This window comes from Pseudoalteromonas sp. Z9A6 (genome assembly GCF_011378805.1).
GTDB classification, from domain to species: domain Bacteria; phylum Pseudomonadota; class Gammaproteobacteria; order Enterobacterales; family Alteromonadaceae; genus Pseudoalteromonas; species Pseudoalteromonas distincta.
This window is the reverse complement of record NZ_WTKZ01000068.1, coordinates 1-20,598: the sequence shown is the minus strand read 5'-3', so window position 1 is coordinate 20,598 and position 20,598 is coordinate 1. Positions and strand designations below refer to the sequence as shown.

General features: G+C 39.8%; 18 protein-coding genes. 15 read left to right on the top strand and 3 right to left on the bottom strand.

The window, feature by feature from the left end; all coding sequences use genetic code 11:
• Nucleotides 1–553: 553 nt before the first annotated feature.
• The 5 genes from pdhR to GQR53_RS18050 all read left to right on the top strand — a co-directional run bounded on the left by pdhR (nt 554) and on the right by GQR53_RS18050 (nt 8,434).
• A complete protein-coding gene (pdhR, locus tag GQR53_RS18070; protein WP_008170672.1) occupies nt 554–1,303 on the top strand; it encodes a pyruvate dehydrogenase complex transcriptional repressor PdhR in 750 nt (249 codons plus the stop codon).
• Between the two features lie 90 nt (nt 1,304–1,393).
• Complete coding sequence (aceE, locus tag GQR53_RS18065) at nt 1,394–4,060, top strand: pyruvate dehydrogenase (acetyl-transferring), homodimeric type (protein WP_165744819.1); 2,667 nt, start codon at nt 1,394–1,396, stop codon at nt 4,058–4,060.
• A 10-nt stretch (nt 4,061–4,070) separates the two neighbouring features.
• On the top strand, nt 4,071–5,987 hold the full coding sequence (gene aceF / locus GQR53_RS18060) for a pyruvate dehydrogenase complex dihydrolipoyllysine-residue acetyltransferase (RefSeq protein WP_165744817.1): 1,917 nt from the start codon (nt 4,071–4,073) through the stop codon (nt 5,985–5,987).
• A 205-nt stretch (nt 5,988–6,192) separates the two neighbouring features.
• Nucleotides 6,193–7,617 carry a dihydrolipoyl dehydrogenase gene (gene lpdA / locus GQR53_RS18055; RefSeq protein WP_002957761.1) on the top strand — a complete coding sequence of 475 codons (1,425 nt, stop codon included), beginning with the start codon at nt 6,193–6,195 and terminating at the stop codon, nt 7,615–7,617.
• 136 nt (nt 7,618–7,753) lie between these two features.
• Nucleotides 7,754–8,434 (top strand): tRNA-uridine aminocarboxypropyltransferase, encoded by a 681-nt coding sequence (locus GQR53_RS18050; protein WP_138489694.1) that lies wholly within the window; start codon nt 7,754–7,756, stop codon nt 8,432–8,434.
• Between the two features lie 10 nt (nt 8,435–8,444).
• On the opposite strand, the gene GQR53_RS18045 is transcribed toward GQR53_RS18050, so the two are convergent.
• Nucleotides 8,445–8,960 (bottom strand): hypothetical protein, encoded by a 516-nt coding sequence (locus tag GQR53_RS18045; RefSeq protein ID WP_165744814.1) that lies wholly within the window; start codon nt 8,958–8,960, stop codon nt 8,445–8,447.
• 939 nt (nt 8,961–9,899) lie between these two features.
• Between GQR53_RS18045 and GQR53_RS18040 the strand changes: the two genes are divergently transcribed.
• From GQR53_RS18040 to GQR53_RS18025, 4 genes are read left to right on the top strand one after another with little or no spacing between them, the layout of a single operon-like run.
• Nucleotides 9,900–10,904, top strand: a complete 1,005-nt coding sequence (locus tag GQR53_RS18040; protein WP_165744813.1) for a Fe(3+) ABC transporter substrate-binding protein — start codon at nt 9,900–9,902, stop codon at nt 10,902–10,904.
• Nucleotides 10,904–12,535 carry an iron ABC transporter permease gene (locus tag GQR53_RS18035; RefSeq protein ID WP_002957756.1) on the top strand — a complete coding sequence of 544 codons (1,632 nt, stop codon included), beginning with the start codon at nt 10,904–10,906 and terminating at the stop codon, nt 12,533–12,535. Before GQR53_RS18040 ends, GQR53_RS18035 begins: the two co-directional genes overlap by 1 nt.
• Nucleotides 12,536–13,585, top strand: coding sequence for an ABC transporter ATP-binding protein (locus GQR53_RS18030; protein ID WP_165744811.1), 1,050 nt, complete (start codon nt 12,536–12,538; stop codon nt 13,583–13,585).
• Between the two features lie 48 nt (nt 13,586–13,633).
• Entirely contained in the window at nt 13,634–14,533 is a 900-nt protein-coding gene (locus tag GQR53_RS18025) for a Dyp-type peroxidase (RefSeq protein ID WP_165744809.1), read from the top strand.
• Between the two features lie 7 nt (nt 14,534–14,540).
• On the opposite strand, the gene argR is transcribed toward GQR53_RS18025, so the two are convergent.
• Nucleotides 14,541–15,008 (bottom strand): transcriptional regulator ArgR, encoded by a 468-nt coding sequence (argR, locus tag GQR53_RS18020; protein ID WP_002957753.1) that lies wholly within the window; start codon nt 15,006–15,008, stop codon nt 14,541–14,543.
• A 225-nt stretch (nt 15,009–15,233) separates the two neighbouring features.
• On the opposite strand from argR, the gene mdh reads away from it, so the two are divergent.
• Nucleotides 15,234–16,166 (top strand): malate dehydrogenase, encoded by a 933-nt coding sequence (gene mdh, locus GQR53_RS18015; RefSeq protein ID WP_165744807.1) that lies wholly within the window; start codon nt 15,234–15,236, stop codon nt 16,164–16,166.
• A gap of 85 nt (nt 16,167–16,251) precedes the next feature.
• On the opposite strand, the gene ispB is transcribed toward mdh, so the two are convergent.
• Nucleotides 16,252–17,223: an octaprenyl diphosphate synthase gene (gene ispB / locus GQR53_RS18010; RefSeq protein WP_024596483.1), complete on the bottom strand. Its 972-nt coding sequence runs from the start codon at nt 17,221–17,223 to the stop codon at nt 16,252–16,254.
• Between the two features lie 422 nt (nt 17,224–17,645).
• Between ispB and rplU the strand changes: the two genes are divergently transcribed.
• The 5 genes from rplU to GQR53_RS17985 all read left to right on the top strand — a co-directional run bounded on the left by rplU (nt 17,646) and on the right by GQR53_RS17985 (nt 20,548).
• Entirely contained in the window at nt 17,646–17,957 is a 312-nt protein-coding gene (gene rplU, locus GQR53_RS18005; protein ID WP_002957748.1) for a 50S ribosomal protein L21, read from the top strand.
• 16 nt (nt 17,958–17,973) lie between these two features.
• Nucleotides 17,974–18,231 (top strand): 50S ribosomal protein L27, encoded by a 258-nt coding sequence (gene rpmA / locus GQR53_RS18000; protein WP_002957747.1) that lies wholly within the window; start codon nt 17,974–17,976, stop codon nt 18,229–18,231.
• A 138-nt stretch (nt 18,232–18,369) separates the two neighbouring features.
• Nucleotides 18,370–19,527, top strand: a complete 1,158-nt coding sequence (gene cgtA / locus GQR53_RS17995) for an Obg family GTPase CgtA (RefSeq protein WP_002957746.1) — start codon at nt 18,370–18,372, stop codon at nt 19,525–19,527.
• 73 nt (nt 19,528–19,600) lie between these two features.
• The gene (gene folA, locus GQR53_RS17990) at nt 19,601–20,092 is read left to right on the top strand and encodes a type 3 dihydrofolate reductase (protein WP_138489689.1); all 492 of its coding nucleotides are present in this window, start codon (nt 19,601–19,603) and stop codon (nt 20,090–20,092) included.
• A 78-nt stretch (nt 20,093–20,170) separates the two neighbouring features.
• A complete protein-coding gene (locus tag GQR53_RS17985; RefSeq protein WP_024594810.1) occupies nt 20,171–20,548 on the top strand; it encodes a DUF3718 domain-containing protein in 378 nt (125 codons plus the stop codon).
• Nucleotides 20,549–20,598: the final 50 nt, after the last annotated feature.

The following is a 20,598-nucleotide window of genomic DNA, read 5'->3' as shown; positions in this document are numbered from 1 at the left end:
CGCGGGGTAAACCCGCTGCTACGATATTGCGTAGTCGCGATTTTATATCCCACATATGTTTTTCGGTTGGGAGGTTTTTTGCATAATAGTCGCGGTGTAAACCCGCTGCTACGATATTGCGTAGTTGCGATTTTACATCGCGCATTGTGTTTTACGTTTAGTTGATTGCTTGGCTAATGGTCGCGGGGTAAACCCGCTGCTACGATATTGCGTAGTCGCAGTTTTATATCGCGCATTGTGATTTACTTTTATCCTGTTGTTAATTTCTTTAATAAATTCAACTAGAGTTAACACTCTATTTTTCTGGTCAGACCAATTGTTTTCATCCTATTAACGTTATAACCATTTTTGTAAATTGCGCATTGTTTAATCTTTGTTCAAAATGCGTTACGCTACTTTAATTGCTCAAATTACCTGTAAATTGACAGCTAATAAGGTTTTTGATACCGTATTGAAAATTTTTGGTATGACCAATTTACCTTTTGGGTAAATCATACTACTCAAAGCCCCGCTTTATGGGCTCTTGGTATTTATACAACGCGGACGTTGATTCATGTCTTTAAAGATCAAAGCAGCAAAGTTATCTGATGTTATTTTACAGCAACTCGAGAATATGATTCTTGAAGGCTCGTTAGCACCAGGTGAAAAGTTGCCACCAGAGCGTGAACTAGCAAAGCAATTTGAAGTGTCTCGCCCGTCACTGCGTGAGGCAATTCAAAAATTAGAAGCGAAAGGTTTAGTTACGCGTCGCCAAGGTGGCGGCACGTTTGTAAAAAATCAGCTCGAAGAAGGGCTTACTGATCCACTTTTTGATTTGATTAGTAAACACCCTGAGTCGCAGTTTGATTTACTTGAATTTCGTCATGCATTAGAAGGGATTGCTGCTTACTACGCGGCACTACGCGGGACCAGCAACGATTTTAGTAAAGTGAAAGAAAGCTTTGATAAAATTGCCCTCGTTAATGATGATTTACAGCAAAAAGCAAAAGCAATTAATGCATTTCACTTTAGCGTGGCAGAAGCCTCGCATAATGTGGTTTTACTGCATTTAGTAAGAGGCATGAAAGCGCTGCTTGAGCAAAATGTATTGCAAAATTTAACTGTTTTATTAAAAAAGTCAGATATTAGCAGTCAGTTAGCCGAGCACAGGCGTTTATTAATGGATGCCGTTATTGACGGTAATCCAGAACAAGCCCGTTTAGCAAGTAATGCGCACTTAGCGTTTATTGAAGAAGCACTACTTGAAGCAGGCAAAGAACATTCGCGAATTGAACGTAGTTTAAGACGCACTAAACAAAATTAAGTTAGTACATAACTACTTTGAACACACAAATTAAGTAGCTGTGATATTAAATTAACAATATTCGTATTTTAAACATAAGGAAACCTCCATATGTCTGAAGTCAATAAAATTGACGTAGACGCGCTAGAAACACAAGAGTGGTTACAAGCTCTTGAATCAGTTGTGCGCGAAGAAGGTGTTGAACGAGCTCAGTTTTTACTTGAGCAAGTATTAGAGCAAGCCCGTTTAGATGGCGTTGATATGCCAACGGGTATTACCACGAACTACGTTAATACTATTCCTGTAGATCAAGAACCTGCTTACCCGGGTGATGTAAATCTTGAGCGTCGTATTCGTTCAATTATACGTTGGAACGCGATTATGATCGTTCTACGTGCATCTAAAAAAGATCTCGACTTAGGCGGCCATATGGCGTCTTACCAATCATCTGCTGCATTTTATGAAGTGTGTTTTAACCACTTCTTTAAAGCGCCAAATGATGTAGACGGTGGTGACTTAGTTTATTACCAAGGTCATATTTCTCCTGGTATTTATGCACGTGCGTTTGTTGAAGGTCGTTTATCGGCTGCACAGCTAGATAACTTCCGCCAAGAAGTTGATGGTGAAGGCTTACCATCGTACCCACATCCTAAGTTAATGCCTGAATTTTGGCAGTTCCCTACGGTATCAATGGGCTTAGGTCCTATTTCGTCTATTTACCAAGCTCGCTTCTTAAAATACTTAGATGGTCGTGGCTTAAAAGACACTAAAAACCAACGTGTATACGCGTTTTTAGGTGACGGTGAAATGGATGAGCCAGAATCACGCGGTGCTATTTCTTTTGCTGCACGTGAAAAACTAGATAACCTGTGTTACTTAGTTAACTGTAACTTACAGCGTTTAGACGGCCCAGTTATGGGTAACGGTAAAATTATTCAAGAGCTAGAAGGCTTGTTTAAAGGCGCTGGCTGGAACGTAATTAAACTAGTGTGGGGCAGTGGCTGGGATATTCTTCTAGCTAAAGATACAACGGGTAAATTACTACAGTTAATGAACGAAACTGTTGATGGCGATTACCAAACATATAAAGCTAAAGATGGCGCGTACGTACGTGAAAACTTCTTTGGTCGTTACCCAGAAACAGCAGCACTTGTTGCTGACATGACAGATGATGAAATTTTCGCGCTTAAGCGTGGTGGTCATGAGTCATCAAAATTATTTGCTGCATTTAAAAAAGCAGAAGACACTAAAGGCCGTCCAACTGTAATTCTTGCTAAAACTGTAAAAGGTTACGGCATGGGTGAAGCAGCTGAAGGTAAAAACATTGCGCACCAAGTGAAAAAAATGGACATGTCGCATGTTGCACATTTACGTTCACGCCTTGGTCTTGACGATTTAGTATCTGAAGAACAGTTAAAAGAACTTCCTTACCTAGAGCTTGAAGAAGGTTCTCCTGAGTATAAATACCTACATGCTCGTCGTGATGAACTTAAAGGTTATACACCTAAGCGTATACCACGTTTTAGTGAAAAATTAGCGTTGCCAGAAGTAGAAGCATTTAAGCCGCTACTTGAAGAGCAAAAACGTGATATTTCTACCACTATGGGCTTTGTTCGTGCACTTAATATCTTATTAAAAGATAAAGGCATTGGTAAAAACATCGTACCAATTATTGCAGATGAAGCGCGTACATTTGGTATGGAAGGTTTATTCCGTCAAATCGGTATTTACAACCCGCATGGCCAAAACTACACGCCACAGGATCGTGATATTGTTTCTTACTATAAAGAAGCAACTTCAGGTCAAGTATTGCAAGAAGGTATCAATGAGTTAGGTGCTATGTCGTCATGGGTTGCTGCTGCAACATCATACAGCACTAACGATTTACCAATGATCCCATTTTACATTTACTACTCTATGTTTGGTTTCCAACGTGTTGGCGACATGGCATGGATGGCGGGCGATCAACAAGCACGTGGTTTCTTATTAGGTGCTACAGCGGGTCGTACAACGCTAAATGGTGAAGGCTTACAACACGAAGATGGTCACAGCCACATTCTTGCAAACACGGTTCCTAACTGTGTTTCTTATGACCCAACTTACGCGTTTGAAGTTGCTGTTATTGTACAAGACGGTATTCGTCGTATGTACGGTGACGACCAAGAAAATATTTACTACTACCTAACGCTTATGAACGAAAACTACCATCAACCAGCTATGCCAGAAGGCGCTGAAGAAGGTATTCGTAAAGGTATTTACAAGCTTGAAAGTTACGAAGGTAAAAAAGCCAACGTACAGCTATTAAGCTCAGGTACTATTATGACTGAAGTGCGCAAAGCTGCTTCAATCTTAAGCGAAGAATATGGTATTGCATCAGATGTTTACTCAGTAACATCTTTCAATGAGCTAACGCGTGATGGTCAAGATGTTGAGCGTTTCAACATGCTTAATCCTGAAAGTGAGCAAAAAACAGCATTTATCACAAGCGTATTAAACGACTCTGTGACTGTTGCAGCAACGGATTACATGAAAAACTACGCAGAACAAGCGCGTTCATTCATTCCAAGCAGCAACTACAAAGTGTTAGGTACAGATGGTTACGGTCGTTCTGATAGCCGTGAAAACCTACGTCGTCACTTTGAAGTTAACGCAAGCTACGTTGTTGTTGCTACGTTATCTGAACTTGCTAAACGCGGTGAAGTTGAGAAGTCAGTAGTTGTTGAAGCACTTAAAAAGTTCAACATCGACACTAACAAACTTAACCCACTGTACGCATAAGAGGTTTGCAATGAGTATTGAAATTAAAGTACCTGATATTGGTGACGACGAAGTAGAAGTAACCGAAATATTAGTAAGCGTTGGCGATAAAGTAGATGTTGACCAATCATTACTAAATGTTGAAGGCGACAAAGCATCAATGGAAATACCTGCTTCTCAAGCGGGGACTGTAAAAGAGATTAAAGTTAACGTTGGCGACACCGTTACAACAGGCTCTTTAGTATTTTTGTTTGAAGGCGAGAGTGAAGGCACTGATGAGAAAAATACATCAGCCGCTGCTCCAGCTAAATCTGAAGAGGCAGCACCAGCTGCTTCTACAGGTTCTTCAATTAAAGAAGTAACTGTACCAGATATTGGCGATGATGAAGTTGAAGTAACTGAAATCATGGTTGCTGTTGGTGACACCGTTGAAGAAGAGCAATCTATCTTAAACGTGGAAGGCGACAAGGCAGCAATGGAAGTTCCAGCTCCATTTGCCGGTACAGTTAAAGAAATTAAAGTAGCCGCTGGCGACACAGTTAAAACTGGCTCGTTAGTGTTTGTTTTTGAAGTAGCAGGAAGTGAATCTGCAGCACCGGCTAAAGAGTCGGCTCCTGTAGAAGCGCCAGCTGAGAGCTCAACAGCAAGTTCAGCACCAAGCACTAAAGAAGTTAATGTACCTGATATTGGTGGCGATGAAGTTGAAGTAACTGAAATTATGGTTGCCGTTGGCGATGAAGTTTCAGAAGATCAATCAATCTTAAACGTTGAAGGCGACAAAGCTGCAATGGAAGTACCAGCTCCATTTGCAGGTACAGTTAAAGAAATTAAAGTAGCCGCTGGCGATAAAGTATCGACTGGTTCATTAATTTTTGTATTTGAAGTTGCAGGCAGTGCGCCAGCGGCATCTGCACCAGCTGAAAAATCAGCACCTGCAGCAGCGGCTAAAACAGAGTCAGCACCGGCTCAAGCGGCACCTGCAAAAGCAAGTAATGAAAGCTTCACAGAAAACAGCGCGTATGCTCATGCATCACCCGTTGTTCGCCGTTTAGCGCGTGAGTTTGGTATTAACCTAGCCAACGTTAAAGGCACTGGTCGCAAAGCCCGTATAGTTAAAGAAGACGTGCAAAACTACGTTAAAAACTTAGTTAAGCAAGTTGAATCTGGTCAATTATCTGCAGGCAGTAGCGCAGGTGGTAGTGAGCTTGGTCTTATTCCATGGCCTAAAGTAGATTTTGCTAAATTTGGCGAAATTGAAGAGAAAAAACTGTCTCGCATTCAAAAGTTATCAGGTAAAAACTTACACCGTAACTGGGTACAAATCCCACATGTTACACAGTTTGATGAAGCTGATATCACAAGCCTTGAAGTATTCCGTAAAGAGCAAAATGCACTTAGCGAGAAGAAAAAGCTTGGCGTTAAAATCACACCACTTGTGTTTGTGATGAAAGCTGCGGCTAAAGCACTTGCAGACTTCCCAACATTTAACTCTTCATTGTCTAGCGACGGCGAAAGTTTAATTCTTAAGAAGTACATTAACATTGGTGTTGCTGTTGATACGCCAAATGGTTTAGTAGTGCCAGTGTTTAAAGATGTTGATAAAAAAGGCATTATTGAATTATCACGTGAACTAATGGAAGTATCTGTTAAAGCACGTGACGGTAAGCTTACATCGTCTGATATGCAAGGTGGCTGTTTTACTATCTCTAGCCTTGGCGGTATCGGCGGTACGGCATTTACGCCGATTGTTAATGCGCCAGAAGTTGCTATTTTAGGTGTATCTAAATCTGAAATGAAACCTAAATGGAATGGCAAAGAGTTTGAACCAAAACTAATGGTTCCGCTGTCTATGTCATACGACCATAGGGTTATTGACGGAGCATTAGCTGCACGCTTTACTGTGACTCTTGCAAGTTACATGAGCGATATTCGCCAGTTGGTGATGTAACCAGTTTAGTAAAATTGGTATACGCAATAAAATAAATAGAATCAAATCCCAGCCAGTTGTTTTTAGCTGGGATTTTTACCATTTGCAATGATACAATCTTTGTACGAATTGCATCACTTTGTGCGCTGCTCACTCTTTCTGCCTTGCAGAAACATGGCAGTTAAATTTTAGGGCAGTGTCCCGTTCAAACAATTAAGGTAAAAGCATGAGCAACGAATTAAAAACTCAAGTTGTTGTACTAGGCGGTGGTCCTGGTGGTTATTCTGCGGCTTTCCGTGCTGCTGACTTGGGCTTAGAAGTTACATTAGTAGAATCTCGCGAAACATTAGGTGGCGTATGTCTTAATGTTGGTTGTATTCCTTCTAAAGCACTTTTACACGTAGCTAAAGTGATTGATGACGCAGCAGAAATGTCATCTCACGGTGTTACTTTTGGCGCACCAAAAATCGATCTTGACCAAGTTCGTACTTGGAAAGATTCTGTAGTTGGCCAGTTAACTGGTGGACTAGAAGGCATGGCCAAAATGCGTAAAGTGAAAGTTGTATCTGGATACGGCAAATTCACTGGCAGCAATACTTTAGTAGTTGAAGGCGCAGACGGCGCTACAACTATCACGTTTGATAACGCGATTATTGCAGCAGGTTCTAAACCAGTTAACTTACCTTTCATCCCAGAAGATGACCGTGTAATTGATTCAACTGGTGCATTAGAACTTAAAGACGTACCAGAAAAGCTACTTGTACTTGGTGGTGGTATTATCGGTCTTGAAATGGGTACGGTTTACCGTGCGCTAGGTTCTGCAATTGATGTTGTAGAATTTGCTGATCAATTAGTACCAGCAGCTGATAAAGACATTATCAAAATTTACCAAAAATACGTAAGCAAAAAATTCAACGTAATGCTTTCAACTAAAGTTGTTGGTGTTGAAGCTAAAGAAGACGGCTTATACGTAACGTTTGAAGGTAAAAACGCACCAGCAGAACCAGTACGTTACGACAAAGTACTAGTTGCAGTTGGCCGTACTCCAAACGGTAACTTACTTGATGCTGAAAAAGCGGGCGTAAACGTTGATGAGCGTGGCTTTATTAATGTTGATAAGCAATTACGTACTAACGTAAGCCATATTTTTGCAATTGGTGACTTAGTTGGTCAACCTATGCTTGCGCATAAAGCGGTTCATGAAGGTCATGTTGCTGCAGAAGTTATTTCTGGTCAGAAACATTTCTTCGACCCTAAATGTATTCCTTCAATTGCGTACACAGACCCAGAAATCGCTTGGGTAGGTGTTACTGAGAAAGAAGCAAAAGAGCAAGGCTTAAAAGTTGAAACTGCGGTATTCCCGTGGGCAGCATCTGGTCGTGCAATTGCATCTGCTCGTACTGAAGGTTCTACTAAACTTATCTTTGATAAAGAAAGTGGCCGTATAATCGGTGGTGCTATGATCGGTATTAACGCGGGCGAAATGCTTGGCGAAATCGGTTTAGGTATTGAAATGGGTGCTGATGGTGAAGACTTAGCGCTTACAATTCATGCTCACCCAACATTGAATGAATCAATCGGCCTTGCAGCTGAAATTTTTGAAGGTTCAATCACTGATTTACCAAACAAAAAAGCAGCTAAAAAGAAGTAATTTAACTTTTTAGTATTTGCTTTAAAAACCCAACTTCGGTTGGGTTTTTTTATGTCTATTTTTAACTTGGATAAATATAAGATTAAATAACAAGAAGTCGTTACAATGCGCGCTTAATTAATTGAAGGTAAATACAGTGAAAAACTCAGTTCTAGCATTACGCGCTCAACAAATAAGTGAATCTCGTCGAGAGTTTAATGCTCGAGGCGGTAAATTAGATCGCTGTGAACAATGCCTGATTGCTAAGCACTACTGTATTTGTAAAGGTGTTGAGCACGCAGATTGTAAGGCCGCTGTATGCTTACTGATGTATCATAATGAAAGCTTTAAACCTTCTAATACAGGGCGTTTAATTGCTGAAATAGTGCCAGATAACCACGCATTTAGATGGGATAGAACAGATCCTAACCCCGCTCTTTTAGCTTTAATAAATGATTCGCAGTATCAGCCTATGGTCGTCTTTCCCGCAGAAGATGTAGAAGAGGGCAGAGCCATTACAGAAGTGAGTATTGAATCAGGTAAAAAGCCGCTATTTATATTCTTAGATGGTACGTGGCGCGAAGCTAAGAAAATGATTCGTAAAAGCCCTTATTTAGATAACTTGCCTGTACTTTCTGTTACTGCTGATAAACTGTCTGATTACCGATTACGTGTAGCCCCTCATGCACATCAACTAGGCACTGCTGAAGTGGCTATTATGGTATTAGCACTTGCGGGCGAAATGGATGCATCGACAAAATTAGAGCAGCATTTTATTAAGTTTCGTGATGCGTATTTATTGGGTAAGCGCAACAAGGGCCGACCGCTTGAAGATTAATTTTACGAAGTTAAGCAAATGCTTGCTGATTTTTTAAGTGAGCAAGTGCTTTATTTTGAATAGCTCTGAAGCCTTCTTCAGATGTTAATTGTAAAACAGTATTATACAATTGACTTATACTATTATGCACTTGAATAAACGAGATACAGTCTTCACCAATCATTTCTTTTGCTTCTTCAACTCGCTTTAAAAAGTAGCAGCTAATGTCTATTTTGCCATTAAATTGAGTCGTTGCAATTGCGTCTGCTATTCTATTAAGTTGATAGCTAAACTCATCAGGTCGAGCACCTTCACCCCACTTGCTAATACGAATATCGCGTTCTAACTTAATAATTTCGTTAAGTATATTTTTAAACTCACTCATTGGCATATTTAAAAAGTTATAACCTTTGGGGTTAAATAAAGCTTTATACGGATTTTCGTTGGGAGTTTGGGCACTAAAAACACCAATTGGTTTTGCTGTACTTGCGTCTGATAATTTACATAAAAAGGCATTACTTTGGGGTGTTTTAAAATTCATATCCATTGAGTATTTATGATCCTTGCGTTATTTAGTTATCGGCGCAATTAATAAAAAACTTAGCGAAATTTAAAATATAAATAAAGTATTTTAAGGTCTTAGCATTGATTGGCAGGGATGCGATATATTACTCAGTAAAAATTAGTGATAGTTGCTCAGAGCTTTACTCAACCCAAATTTTAGACAAAGAAAAGCGCGCTCTATCTCTAGGCGCGCTTGCGGAATCTTCTAATTTTCTGCATCCTGCAATTGAACTTAATCAACTCCAATTTTCACTAATCCATGTTTATTACTATATTACTTTTTAGTTCTATGTAATGTAGACCGTCCGGGCCCGTATCCTTAAATTCCTAAACGTCCTGTAGGGTAAATACTATTACCAAATCCTTAATTACACTTCCTAGTGTATCCTTGTTTTAACCAATCCCTTGTGTTGCCTTAAAGGCCTGTCCATTTATTCCTTCAACATCCTGTTGAACAACTTAGCCTTGTTGTTATCCTTTTCGCATCTTCCTGACGCTGTCTTTTTTACAACATTGCGTTGTGGTACTCATCCTGAGCCTGTCCTAAAATCCATGTTGTCCTGATAACCTAATCATTGGTTGGTTGAGTAAGCAGTCCGTTTCCTTTTACTCAATAAGCGTCATTGCTTGGTTGATGCGTAAATTATAGTGCAATAGAGCAACTAAAATAGAGATAAAACTACATTCAATTAGTGTTTCTGCAATAGTAATAAAAATAAATTTCATATAATTCATGTGTTTAACTGTTTTTAGGTTGTTTTTTATCTTGTTTTTTACTCATTAGCTGTCACATCCGTAAGACATCTCTTACACCGTATTTCCTTTTTGGGCGTTATTTACATATTTACATTTATTTAAAGTGTGCACTTTTAGAATGAGCACGGTAGAATTCGTTGATAATAACAGTTATTTAGGTGGAATAATGAAGAAAGTATTTGCACTTGTTTTAGGGGTAGTTGCATCGGCACCAGTCTTTGCAAACGATGTTGTTAACATCTACTCTTTTCGTCAACCGTTTTTAATTCAGCCAATTTTAGAAGACTTTACAAAGCAAACAGGCATAAAAACCAATGTTGTTTTTGCTAAAAAAGGGCTAATTGAGCGTGTTAAACGCGAAGGCAAGCACAGTAAAGCTGATTTAGTATTAACCTCTAACTTTAGCGCGCTTATTCAATTAGAAGATTTAAAATTAACACAAACTATAAAAAGTGACAGTGTAAATAATAATGTTCCAGCCGCCTTTCGTGACGGTGATGGCCAATGGGTTGCGCTTACTAAGCGAGTGCGTAATGTGTATTCATCAAAAGAGCGAGTTGGTGAGTTACCTAAGCTCACTTATGAAGATTTAGCAGACTCTAAATACAAAGGACAAATTTGTACGCGCTCTGGCAAACATCCATATAATTTAGGTTTAGTAGCTTCTATGATTGCACACCATGGTGAAGCGCAAACTAAAGAGTGGCTTGAAGGTGTTAAGGCTAATTTAGCGCGCAAGCCTCAAGGTAACGATCGTGCTCAAGTTAAAGCTGTTAAAGAAGGTTTATGTAACTTGGCATTAGGTAATAGTTACTACCTTGGCAAAATGCTAGAAGATAAAGAACAAAAAGGTTGGGCAGAGGCCGTAAATATTAACTTTCCGAATCAAGTTAATCGTGGCTCACATATAAATGTATCGGGTGCGGTTATTACCAAATACGCTAAAAACCCTGAAAATGCATTAAAGCTCATAGAGTATATGACCGACAGCAAAGCACAAAACATGTATGCCTCATTAAATATGGAGTATCCAGTTAAGTCGGGTGTTGAATTATCAAGTTTGGTTGCCTCTTGGGGTAGCTTTAAAGAAGACAGCTTGCCACTTGATGAGATTAGTAAATATCGTCCGTTAGCACTTAAGCTAATTGATGAGGTGAAGTTCGATCTTTAATGACTAATAAATTTAAGCTGTCTAAATGGCAGCTCTTTGCGTGGTCGACTGGCTTAATACTATCGGCCCCGTTGTTTTTTCTTCTTTTTGAATCTCTACAAGGTAGCTCTGAGGTGTTTTCTCACCTGTGGGATACCGTGCTCTGGGATTACATAACCAATACCGTATTGTTAGTTTTAGGTGTTTGCGTCCTTAGCTGCGCCATAGCCTTGCCACTTGGGTGGCTAACTGCTTACTGTAGTTTCCCGGGTAAAAAACAGTTTGAATGGGCACTTATGCTACCCCTTGCTATGCCCACCTATATTATTGCCTATGTATACACTGATTTATTAGATTATGCGGGCCCGGTGCAAATAGCGCTGAGAGAATGGTTTGGCTGGCAATCGCCTAGCGACTATTGGTTTTTTGATATACGTACATTACCCGGCGCCATCGTTATGATTGCCTTGGTGCTTTACCCGTATTTATTTTTAATTTTTAAAACGGCCCTTCGCGAGCAGTCATTCAAATTAGTACAAGCTAGCCAGTTAATGGGGCTATCTCCTTGGCAAAGCTTTTTTAAAGTCAGTTTAGTGCTCTCTCGTGGGGCAATTGTGGCGGCTCTTGCACTTATTAGTATGGAAACCATGGCCGACTTTGCAACAGTGAGTTATTTTGCCGTAAGTACATTAACAACCGCCGTATACGATACGTGGTTTGGTTATTACTCACTTACAGCGGCCGCTAAAATATCGGGTGTGATGTTACTGCTGTTATTTTTAGCATTAATGGCAGAGCGTTTTAGTCGCCGAAACCAAGCGGTATTTGAGCGCCAATCAAGTGTAAATAGCGAATCTCTCTATGTATTAAAAGGAAAGTCTGCTTGGCTCGCAACGGCATTTTGTAGCTTTATTTTACTTATCGCTTTTGTAATTCCTATTGCAGTACTTATAAATTACGCCATTACCTACTTTGATAAAGCATGGGATGTAGAGTTTTTTAGTTACGCTTGGCAAAGTTTAAAAGTGGCAGGGGTTGTAAGTGTTATAACCATTACATTGAGTGTTTTTGTGGTTTTTTATCAGCGTGTGGCAAAGCAAGCGTATCCGCTTATTCCTGGTCGTTTAGCAAGCACAGGTTATGCGTTGCCAGGAACTGTACTCGCTATTGCGGTTTTATTACCTCTTACATTATTAGAGAACACCATTAACACAGCGCTCGAGAAGTATAACTTAGACATTGGCTTACTACTTACAGGTAGCATTCTTACTATTATTATTGCTTATATTGTTAGGTTTTACGCCATTGCACACGGAGCAATTGAGTCGAGTTTTTTACGTATTAGTCCATCACTTGATATGGCAAGCCAATCAATGGGTAAAAGCCAAGGGCAAACGCTGCGTTTAGTGCATCTACCTTTACTGCGAAGAGGGTTACTCACTGCTGCCTTATTGGTATTTATTGAATGTATGAAAGAGTTGCCAGCTGCGCTATTGCTCAGACCGTTTAATTTTGAAAGCTTAGCTACTCATGTATTTCAGTATGTGAGTGATGAGCAATTAGAGCTTGCTTCAATATCTGCATTATTTATTGTTATTGTTGGGTTTATTCCTTTGTATTTTATTAATCGTTCTATGGAGCAGCGTAGTTAAATGAGTAGTTTAATTTTACAAGGCGTGAGCTATCACTATAACGGCACAAAGGTTATTCACGATTTAGATTTAACAGTGGGTAAAGATGAAATTGTTTGTCTACTCGGGGCGAGTGGATGCGGCAAAACAACCACATTAAAGGCGATTGCAGGTTTAATTGAAGCCAAGCAAGGGTCTATTTTTATAGACGGTAAATTAGTGAGTGATGAGCAATCTTTTGTCTCACCTGAGCATCGTAACATCGGCATGATGTTTCAAGATTATGCGTTGTTTCCGCATTTAACGGTGGCAAATAATATTGCATTCGGGCTTGGTAATATGAGCAAAGCTCAAAAGCAGCAACGCGTTGATGAAATGCTTAAGCTTGTGCATTTAATTGGATGTGCTGACAGGTTTCCACATCAGTTATCGGGTGGCCAACAGCAACGCGTCGCTATAGCTCGTGCATTAGCTTATAAACCTAGTTTATTACTCCTTGATGAGCCTTTTTCAAACATCGACACACAAGTACGCTTTGAATTAATTGCCGATATACGTCGAATTATTAAGGCAACTCAAGTATCTGCTGTGTTTGTTTCACACTCAAAAGAAGAGGCGTTTGCGTTTTCAGATACACTTGCCATTATGCATCGCGGTAAAATTGAGCAACAAGGCACGCCTGAGCAGCTTTTTGCAGCTCCATGTTCAAAGGAGGTTGCAGAGTTTCTGGGTCAGGGCATATACTTAAGCGCAGAAGTGTTAACCGCAACTGAATATAAAACACCATTTGGTTTAGTCGAATCTTATGTTGAGAGTAAGCATAATGTAAGTGCAGGGCTTATATATGTGCGCCCTCATCAAATAGAATTAGTGGCAGATAACCAAAGTGACAAATTCAGCAAGCGAGCTACAATCATAAGTCGTCGCTTTATTGGTTCGGCGTATGTTTATTCGCTTGTTATTGATGAACAAGAAATTGAAGTTGCTGCACAATATGGCCAGTCATTTGAAAATAATGATCAGGTTATAATAAAAATAAAACCTCACACGGTGAATTTTTTCGAATCGTAATTAATTTGTTATTCGCTGTGTTTTTATCTGTAAAACTAAGGAATAACAATGGCGCAAGCGCAATCAGGGATTTGTGCTGAAGCAAACTTACACGGTTTGCACTTATTTTTTAATGTGTTTGATGGTCAAGACGAATCACTTCGCGCAAAGTTAAAACAAGTAAGCGCTATAGAAGAAGAGTTTAGCGATCAATTTTCAGAATCAATGCTCTCTTGTATGGTTGCTATTGGTGCGCAATACTGGCCGCATATCCTCCCTGAATACACTCCAAGCGAATTACAGAGCTTTCCCAATATAACCCATAGCGATCACCAAATGAGCGTACAACCGTGCGATTTATTTGTGCAAATTCGCTCTGACCGTGAAGATGTTAACCATTTATTTGCGCTGCAAATTTTAAAATTATTTGCCCCCGATGTTGAGCTGGTGGAGCAAATTCGTAATTTTCGTTTTTTAGATGGTCGTGATTTTAACGGTTTTATTTATGGTGGCGACACCGCACATGGAAGAAAAAAGCGCGCTACGGCTTTAATCAGCAACCCTGGTAGCTTTGAAGATCAGGGGAGTTATATTCATGTTCAGCGTTATAAACATGATTTAACTATGTGGCAGCATTTATCATTGAGTGAGCAAGAGCAAATAATGGGACGTACGCGTCTTGATAACACGCTAATTACCCCAGCGATCGAAACCAGCCATGCTTCGCGAAGTGAGCTAAAAGACGGAGACGGACAACCGCTACTATTAAATCAAAGCATGCCTTATGGCGACGTGTATGAGCAGGGAATGTTATCAATTACATGCGCTTGTACGGGCACCGCATTTGAAAAAGTACTTAATAGTCGTTTAGGGGAAGGGGATTGCTACGACCACTGGCTTGATTTTACTCAAGCCGATATGGGCTCTGCTTTCTTTGCACCTTCAATAGAGTTTTTAAAACAAATTTAATTTGCTATTAAACCGTATCAAATAAAATGCGAACGCGTTCAAGTGTTACATCTATTTCAGATATTTTAGCAGGAGCGATAAAAATAGTATCGTCGCCTGCAATTGTTCCTAGTACGCCATCTGCTTTACCTAATGAATCTAATAAACGTGCAATAAGCTGAGCAGCACCTGGGCTGGTACGAATGATGATCATCATTTCGTTGTGCATAATGTCGATTACTAATTGGCGTAATGGGCTTTTAGCCGTAGGTACACCCATTTCAGCAGGTAAGCAGTAAACCATTTCTTGTTTGGCATTGCGTGTGCGTACAGCGCCAAATTTACTTAACATGCGTGATACTTTACTTTGGCTTATATTGTCAAAACCTTGATCTTTTAACGCATCAACTATTTCGCCTTGAGAGCCAAAATTTTCTTCTTTTAATAGTGATTTAAATGCTTTTACCAGTGCTTCTTGTTTATCTTGTGGTTGCATAGTCTTTATTCGTTTTTGTTATTTATGCCGCAAATTCTACACAAAAATGAATAATTATGCAGCAGTTGTTTAGTTAACTTGCCAGTTTGATGCGTTAAATCACATAAGTTTACGACTATGGTCGAAAATATACTTGAAATAGACAGGATAAATTTGTTTTTAGTCGCTAATTTCATTATCTTAAGAGCCACAAATGTTTCCTACCTCAAATTACGGAGAATTCCAATGAAAGTTGCTGTATTAGGTGCTGCAGGCGGTATCGGCCAAGCGTTGTCTTTATTATTAAAAACAGGCTTACCAGCTGGCTCTGAATTATCACTTTATGATGTTGCACCAGTAGTACCAGGTGTTGCGGTTGACCTTTCTCACATCCCAACAGATGTTAAAGTTGCAGGCTTTGGCGCAGACGATTTAAATAAAGCGCTTGAAGGTTCTGACATCGTTCTTATCCCAGCGGGTATGCCACGTAAACCAGGTATGGATCGTGCTGATTTATTCAATGTAAATGCTGGCATCATCAAAACTTTAGCAGAAGGCATTGTTGCCAGCTGTCCTAAAGCGTTAGTAGGTATTATTACTAACCCAGTAAACGGCACAGTTCCAATTGTTGCTGAAGTATTCAAAAAAGCAGGTACTTACGACGCTAAACGCGTATTCGGTATTACTACGCTTGACGTTATTCGTTCAGAAGCATTTGTTGCTGAACTTAAAGGCGTAGACGTAGCAACTGTAAAAGTACCAGTAATTGGTGGTCACTCAGGCACAACTATTCTGCCTCTACTTTCTCAAGTTGAAGGTGTTTCTTTCACTGATGAAGAAGTTTCTGCACTTACTCCACGTATCCAAAATGCGGGTACTGAAGTTGTAAATGCTAAAGCCGGCGGTGGTTCAGCTACGCTATCTATGGGTGCTGCTGCAGCTCGTTTTTGTATGTCTTTAGTTAAAGGCCTACAAGGTGAAGAAGTTGTAGATTACGCTTACGTTGCTGTTGAAAATGGCGATGCAGAGTACTTTGCACATCCAATACGTTTAGGTAAAAACGGCGTAGAAGAAATTCTTTCTTACGGCGAACTAAGCGCATTTGAAACAAAAGCAAAAAATGACATGCTTGAAACTCTGAAAAAAGACATCAAAGAAGGTGTTGATTTCATGGCGTAATAGCCGCTTTAAGCAACAAAAAAGCCTGCATTTGCAGGCTTTTTTATTGCTCAGAATTAATGTCACACTGTGTAACTAGTTAAAACTAGTGGTCGCGGTCAACCGCAATACGGGCAAGGCTTATAAGTGCTTGCTTATAGTCAGACTCAGCTAAAAAGTCTAAACAGGCAATGGCTTTTTCGGCCTCAAGCTCTGCTTTTTGCATTGTAAACTCAAGCGCATTAGTTTGTTTTAGTGCAGTTAAAATTTCTTCTAAATGCTCCATACCATTACTGTGCTCTATTGCATCACGAATGAGCTGTGTTTGCTGCTCGCTACCATGTTGCATAGCATAAATAAGCGGAAGGGTTGGTTTGCCTTCAGCTAAATCATCGCCAATGTTTTTACCTAGCTGCTCAGCATCTGCATTGTAATCGAGTACGTCATCTACTAGTTGAAACGCAGTACCTAAATGCATACCGTATAGGTTTAGTGCATCAAGTGTCGCTTGGTCTTGCTCTGTGATAATGGCAGCAAGGCCTGTAGCTGCTTCAAATAATTTAGCCGTTTTAGAGTAAATAACCTGCATATAGCTGGCTTCAGTCGTATCTGGGTCATTGCAGTTCATCAGCTGCAATACTTCACCTTCAGCAATAATGTTTGTTGCATCGGCAAGTACTTGCATAATCTGCATTTTTCCAAGGCCAACCATAAGCTGAAATGAGCGAGTGTAAATAAAGTCACCAACCAAGACGCTAGCAGCATTACCAAATTCAGCATTTGCTGTAGGCGTGCCACGTCGTAAGTTTGATTCATCTACAACATCATCATGCAATAGCGTTGCTGTATGGATAAACTCAACAATTGTTGCAAGTGTTATGTGATCTTTACCCTGATAACCGAGCGCTTTGGCTGCTAAAATAGCCAGCATTGGACGAACGCGTTTGCCGCCACTGCTAACTATATATAAACCAAGCTGATTAACTAACGCCACATCTGAGCGCATTTGCGCATGTATAAGTTGATTGACGTCATTCATATCGCTTTCGATTAACGCCTGGATAGCTTTTATATCCATTGATCTCCGAGCCAATTTTTATGTGTGAACGGCGCAGATTGTACAACAAAAAATGCACTAGCTCGATATTTTGTGACGATTGATTGAAAAAACACTATTAAAGTACTTAATTTAGACTGAATTAGCCAAGATAACTGATTAATTGATAATCAATATACAGTTTATGGTGTGCTTAGATATTGAGCTGTGAGGGTCATATTTGAGTACATTAATTTATTTCGGCTAAGAGTTAAAAAGCGCTTGGCAAAAGGGCCAATTAATATAAAATGGGGTAAATATTGAATTGCTCTCAAAGCAGCTACTTTTTATTCATTTTAATTACAAAATAGGCTTGCTAGTTATTTCGCGTTAGCGTAAACTTCGCGCCCTATCGAAGAATATTTTAGTTGCGCCGATTTGAGGGTGCACAGACGGAGTTAATTATGTACGCGGTTTTCCAAAGTGGTGGTAAACAGCATCGTGTGACTGAAGGTCAAACGATTCGTCTTGAAAAATTAGACGTTGAAACTGGTGCGGCAGTAGAATTTGATTCAGTACTTTTAGTTGCTGATGGTGAGAAAATCGAGATCGGTGTACCGTTCGTAAACGGTGGCAAGATAACAGCTGAGGTTGTTTCACATGGTCGCGGTGAGAAGATTAAGGTTGTTAAATTTAGACGCCGTAAGCATTCTCGTAAGCAAATGGGCCATCGTCAATGGTTCACTGAAGTTAAAATCACTAGCATTAGCGCTTAATTAGAGGTACTTAGAAATGGCACATAAAAAAGCAGCTGGTAGTACTCGTAACGGTCGCGATTCAGAAAGCAAACGCCTAGGTGTTAAGCGTTTTGGTGGCGAATCAGTTCTAGCGGGTAGCATCATTGTTCGTCAGCGTGGAACTCGTTTCCACCCTGGTACTAACGTAGGTATCGGTAAAGACCACACTATCTTCGCAAAAGCAGATGGTAAAGTTCAGTTTGAACAAAAAGGTCCTTTAAACCGTAAATACGTAACTATCGTAACTGAGTAATCAGTAAGGTAGTTAAAAACCCCGCCTTTGCGGGGTTTTTTGTTTTGTAGTCAGCCAATATATACCCAAGCCTGCATTTGTGCTGGCTTGGGTATATAATAGAGTTATTAAACAAGCCAATCCCTAAAGTGAGTAATCATGAAGTTTGTAGATGAAGTAGAAATTCGCGCAGAAGCTGGAGACGGTGGCAGCGGCATCGTGTCTTTCCGTCGTGAAAAATATGTTCCAGATGGTGGACCAGACGGCGGTGACGGTGGAGACGGTGGTAGTGTTTATCTACAAGCTGATGAAAACTTAAATACCTTAATTGATTATCAGTTTGAGCGCTTCCATAGAGCTGAACGTGGTACTAACGGTCGTAGCCGTAACTGTACAGGCCGAAAAGCTGATGACTTATTTGTTATGGTGCCTGTGGGCACGCGCATCATGGATGTTGATACCCAAGAGGGACTTGGCGATTTAACGCAACATGGTCAACGAATTTTGGTTGCAAAAGGTGGTTTCCACGGCTTGGGGAATGCGCGTTTTAAATCAAGTACTAACCGAGCACCTCGTCAAAAAACATTAGGCACACCAGGTGAAGTACGTAACTTAAAATTAGAGTTACTATTATTAGCTGATGTTGGCTTACTTGGATTACCAAATGCCGGTAAATCTACGTTTATCCGCAGTGTATCTGCAGCAAGACCAAAAGTAGCTGATTACCCATTCACGACGCTTATTCCTAATTTAGGTGTAGTACGTCCTGAAGCAAATAAATCATTTGTTATAGCCGATATTCCGGGTCTAATTGAAGGTGCATCTGATGGCGCAGGCCTAGGTATTCGCTTTTTGAAACATTTAGAGCGTTGTCGTGTGTTATTACACATTATTGATGTAATGCCGGTAGATGGTTCAAACCCTGTTGATAATGCGTTTTCGATTATTAACGAACTGCACCAATACAGCCCTAAATTAGCTGAGAAGCCACGCTGGTTAGTATTTAATAAAATAGATTTATTACCAGAGGATGAAGCAAAAGCGTTATGCGAATCGATTGCAGAAGAGCTGGGCGAAACTGAAAATATCTATCACATTTCAGCAATTAATAAACTTAACACTCAACCATTAATCCACAACATAATGACACTACTTGATAGCATGCCTAAAGAGAAGTTTGTACAAGTGGAAGATGAAGAAGTTGAATTTAAGTGGGATACCTATCATGAAAAAGCCACTAAAGGTAAGGGCAATGATGATGATTGGGATGACTGGGATGAAGATGATTACGACGTAGAAGTTGTCTACGAGCGTTAATTAAATAGAATTTACTAAAAAGGAGCTTATGCTCCTTTTTCTTTGTTTAAGAATAAAGTATTAGGTGTTTATTATGATAATTTCAATGATTGCAGCAATGGCAAATAACCGTGTAATTGGTCTAGATAATAAAATGCCATGGCATTTACCTGCAGATCTTCAGCATTTTAAAAAGGTCACTACGGGTAAGCCTGTGATCATGGGTCGTAAAACTTTTGAGTCTATAGGCCGTCCATTACCTGGGCGCCGTAATATTATTATTACTCGAAACAGCGAATATACTGCACAGGGTATTGAAGTAGTAACTACGCCAGATGCCGCATTAGAACTCGTTGCTACTGCTGAAGAAGTAATGATTATTGGTGGTGGTAATATCTATGAGCAATTTTTACCAAAAGCAGAGCGCCTGTATCTAACTTTTATTGATTTAGATGTTAAAGGCGATACACAGTTTCCTGATTACAATAAAGTTGCTAATTGGTACGTGAAAGAAGAGCAAGAAAACCATCCGGATGACAAGAATTTATCTAGTTATAAATTCGTAACTTTATATAAAGAACGTTAACATTATTGCGTAAATTTTGATAGATTGATATAATATTCGATAGTCTATATAAGAACAAAGTATTATAAAGGGTTTGTCATGTTTAAATTACCAAAGCTAGTTGCACTTACTGCCGTTGTAGCTGTTAGTTCGTTTTCGTATACAGCACCTGTAAATGCTGAAGATCAATTAGCAGTATCTATTTGTGAATATATTGCGGCAGACGATAAAAACCGATTACGCAGCAAGCTTAAAAGCTCTCGTGTAAAAATTCGTAATATTTATGATGCAGTACAATGTAATGGTAATAACTTATTACGTCATGCTGTTGCTAGTAATGCAGTAGATACTGGTGAGTATATAGTTAAAAACTTATCAAAAAGTGCGTTAACAGATGGTGCTGATATTGCTTGGGCTGAAGGGAATTTTGCCAGCTCACCGCTTATTGCAGTAATTAAAGAGCGTGCAGGTCTTTAATTACGCGGATTCAAACCTGAAGTGCATAACGTTTAGGCGGCTTTAGCCGC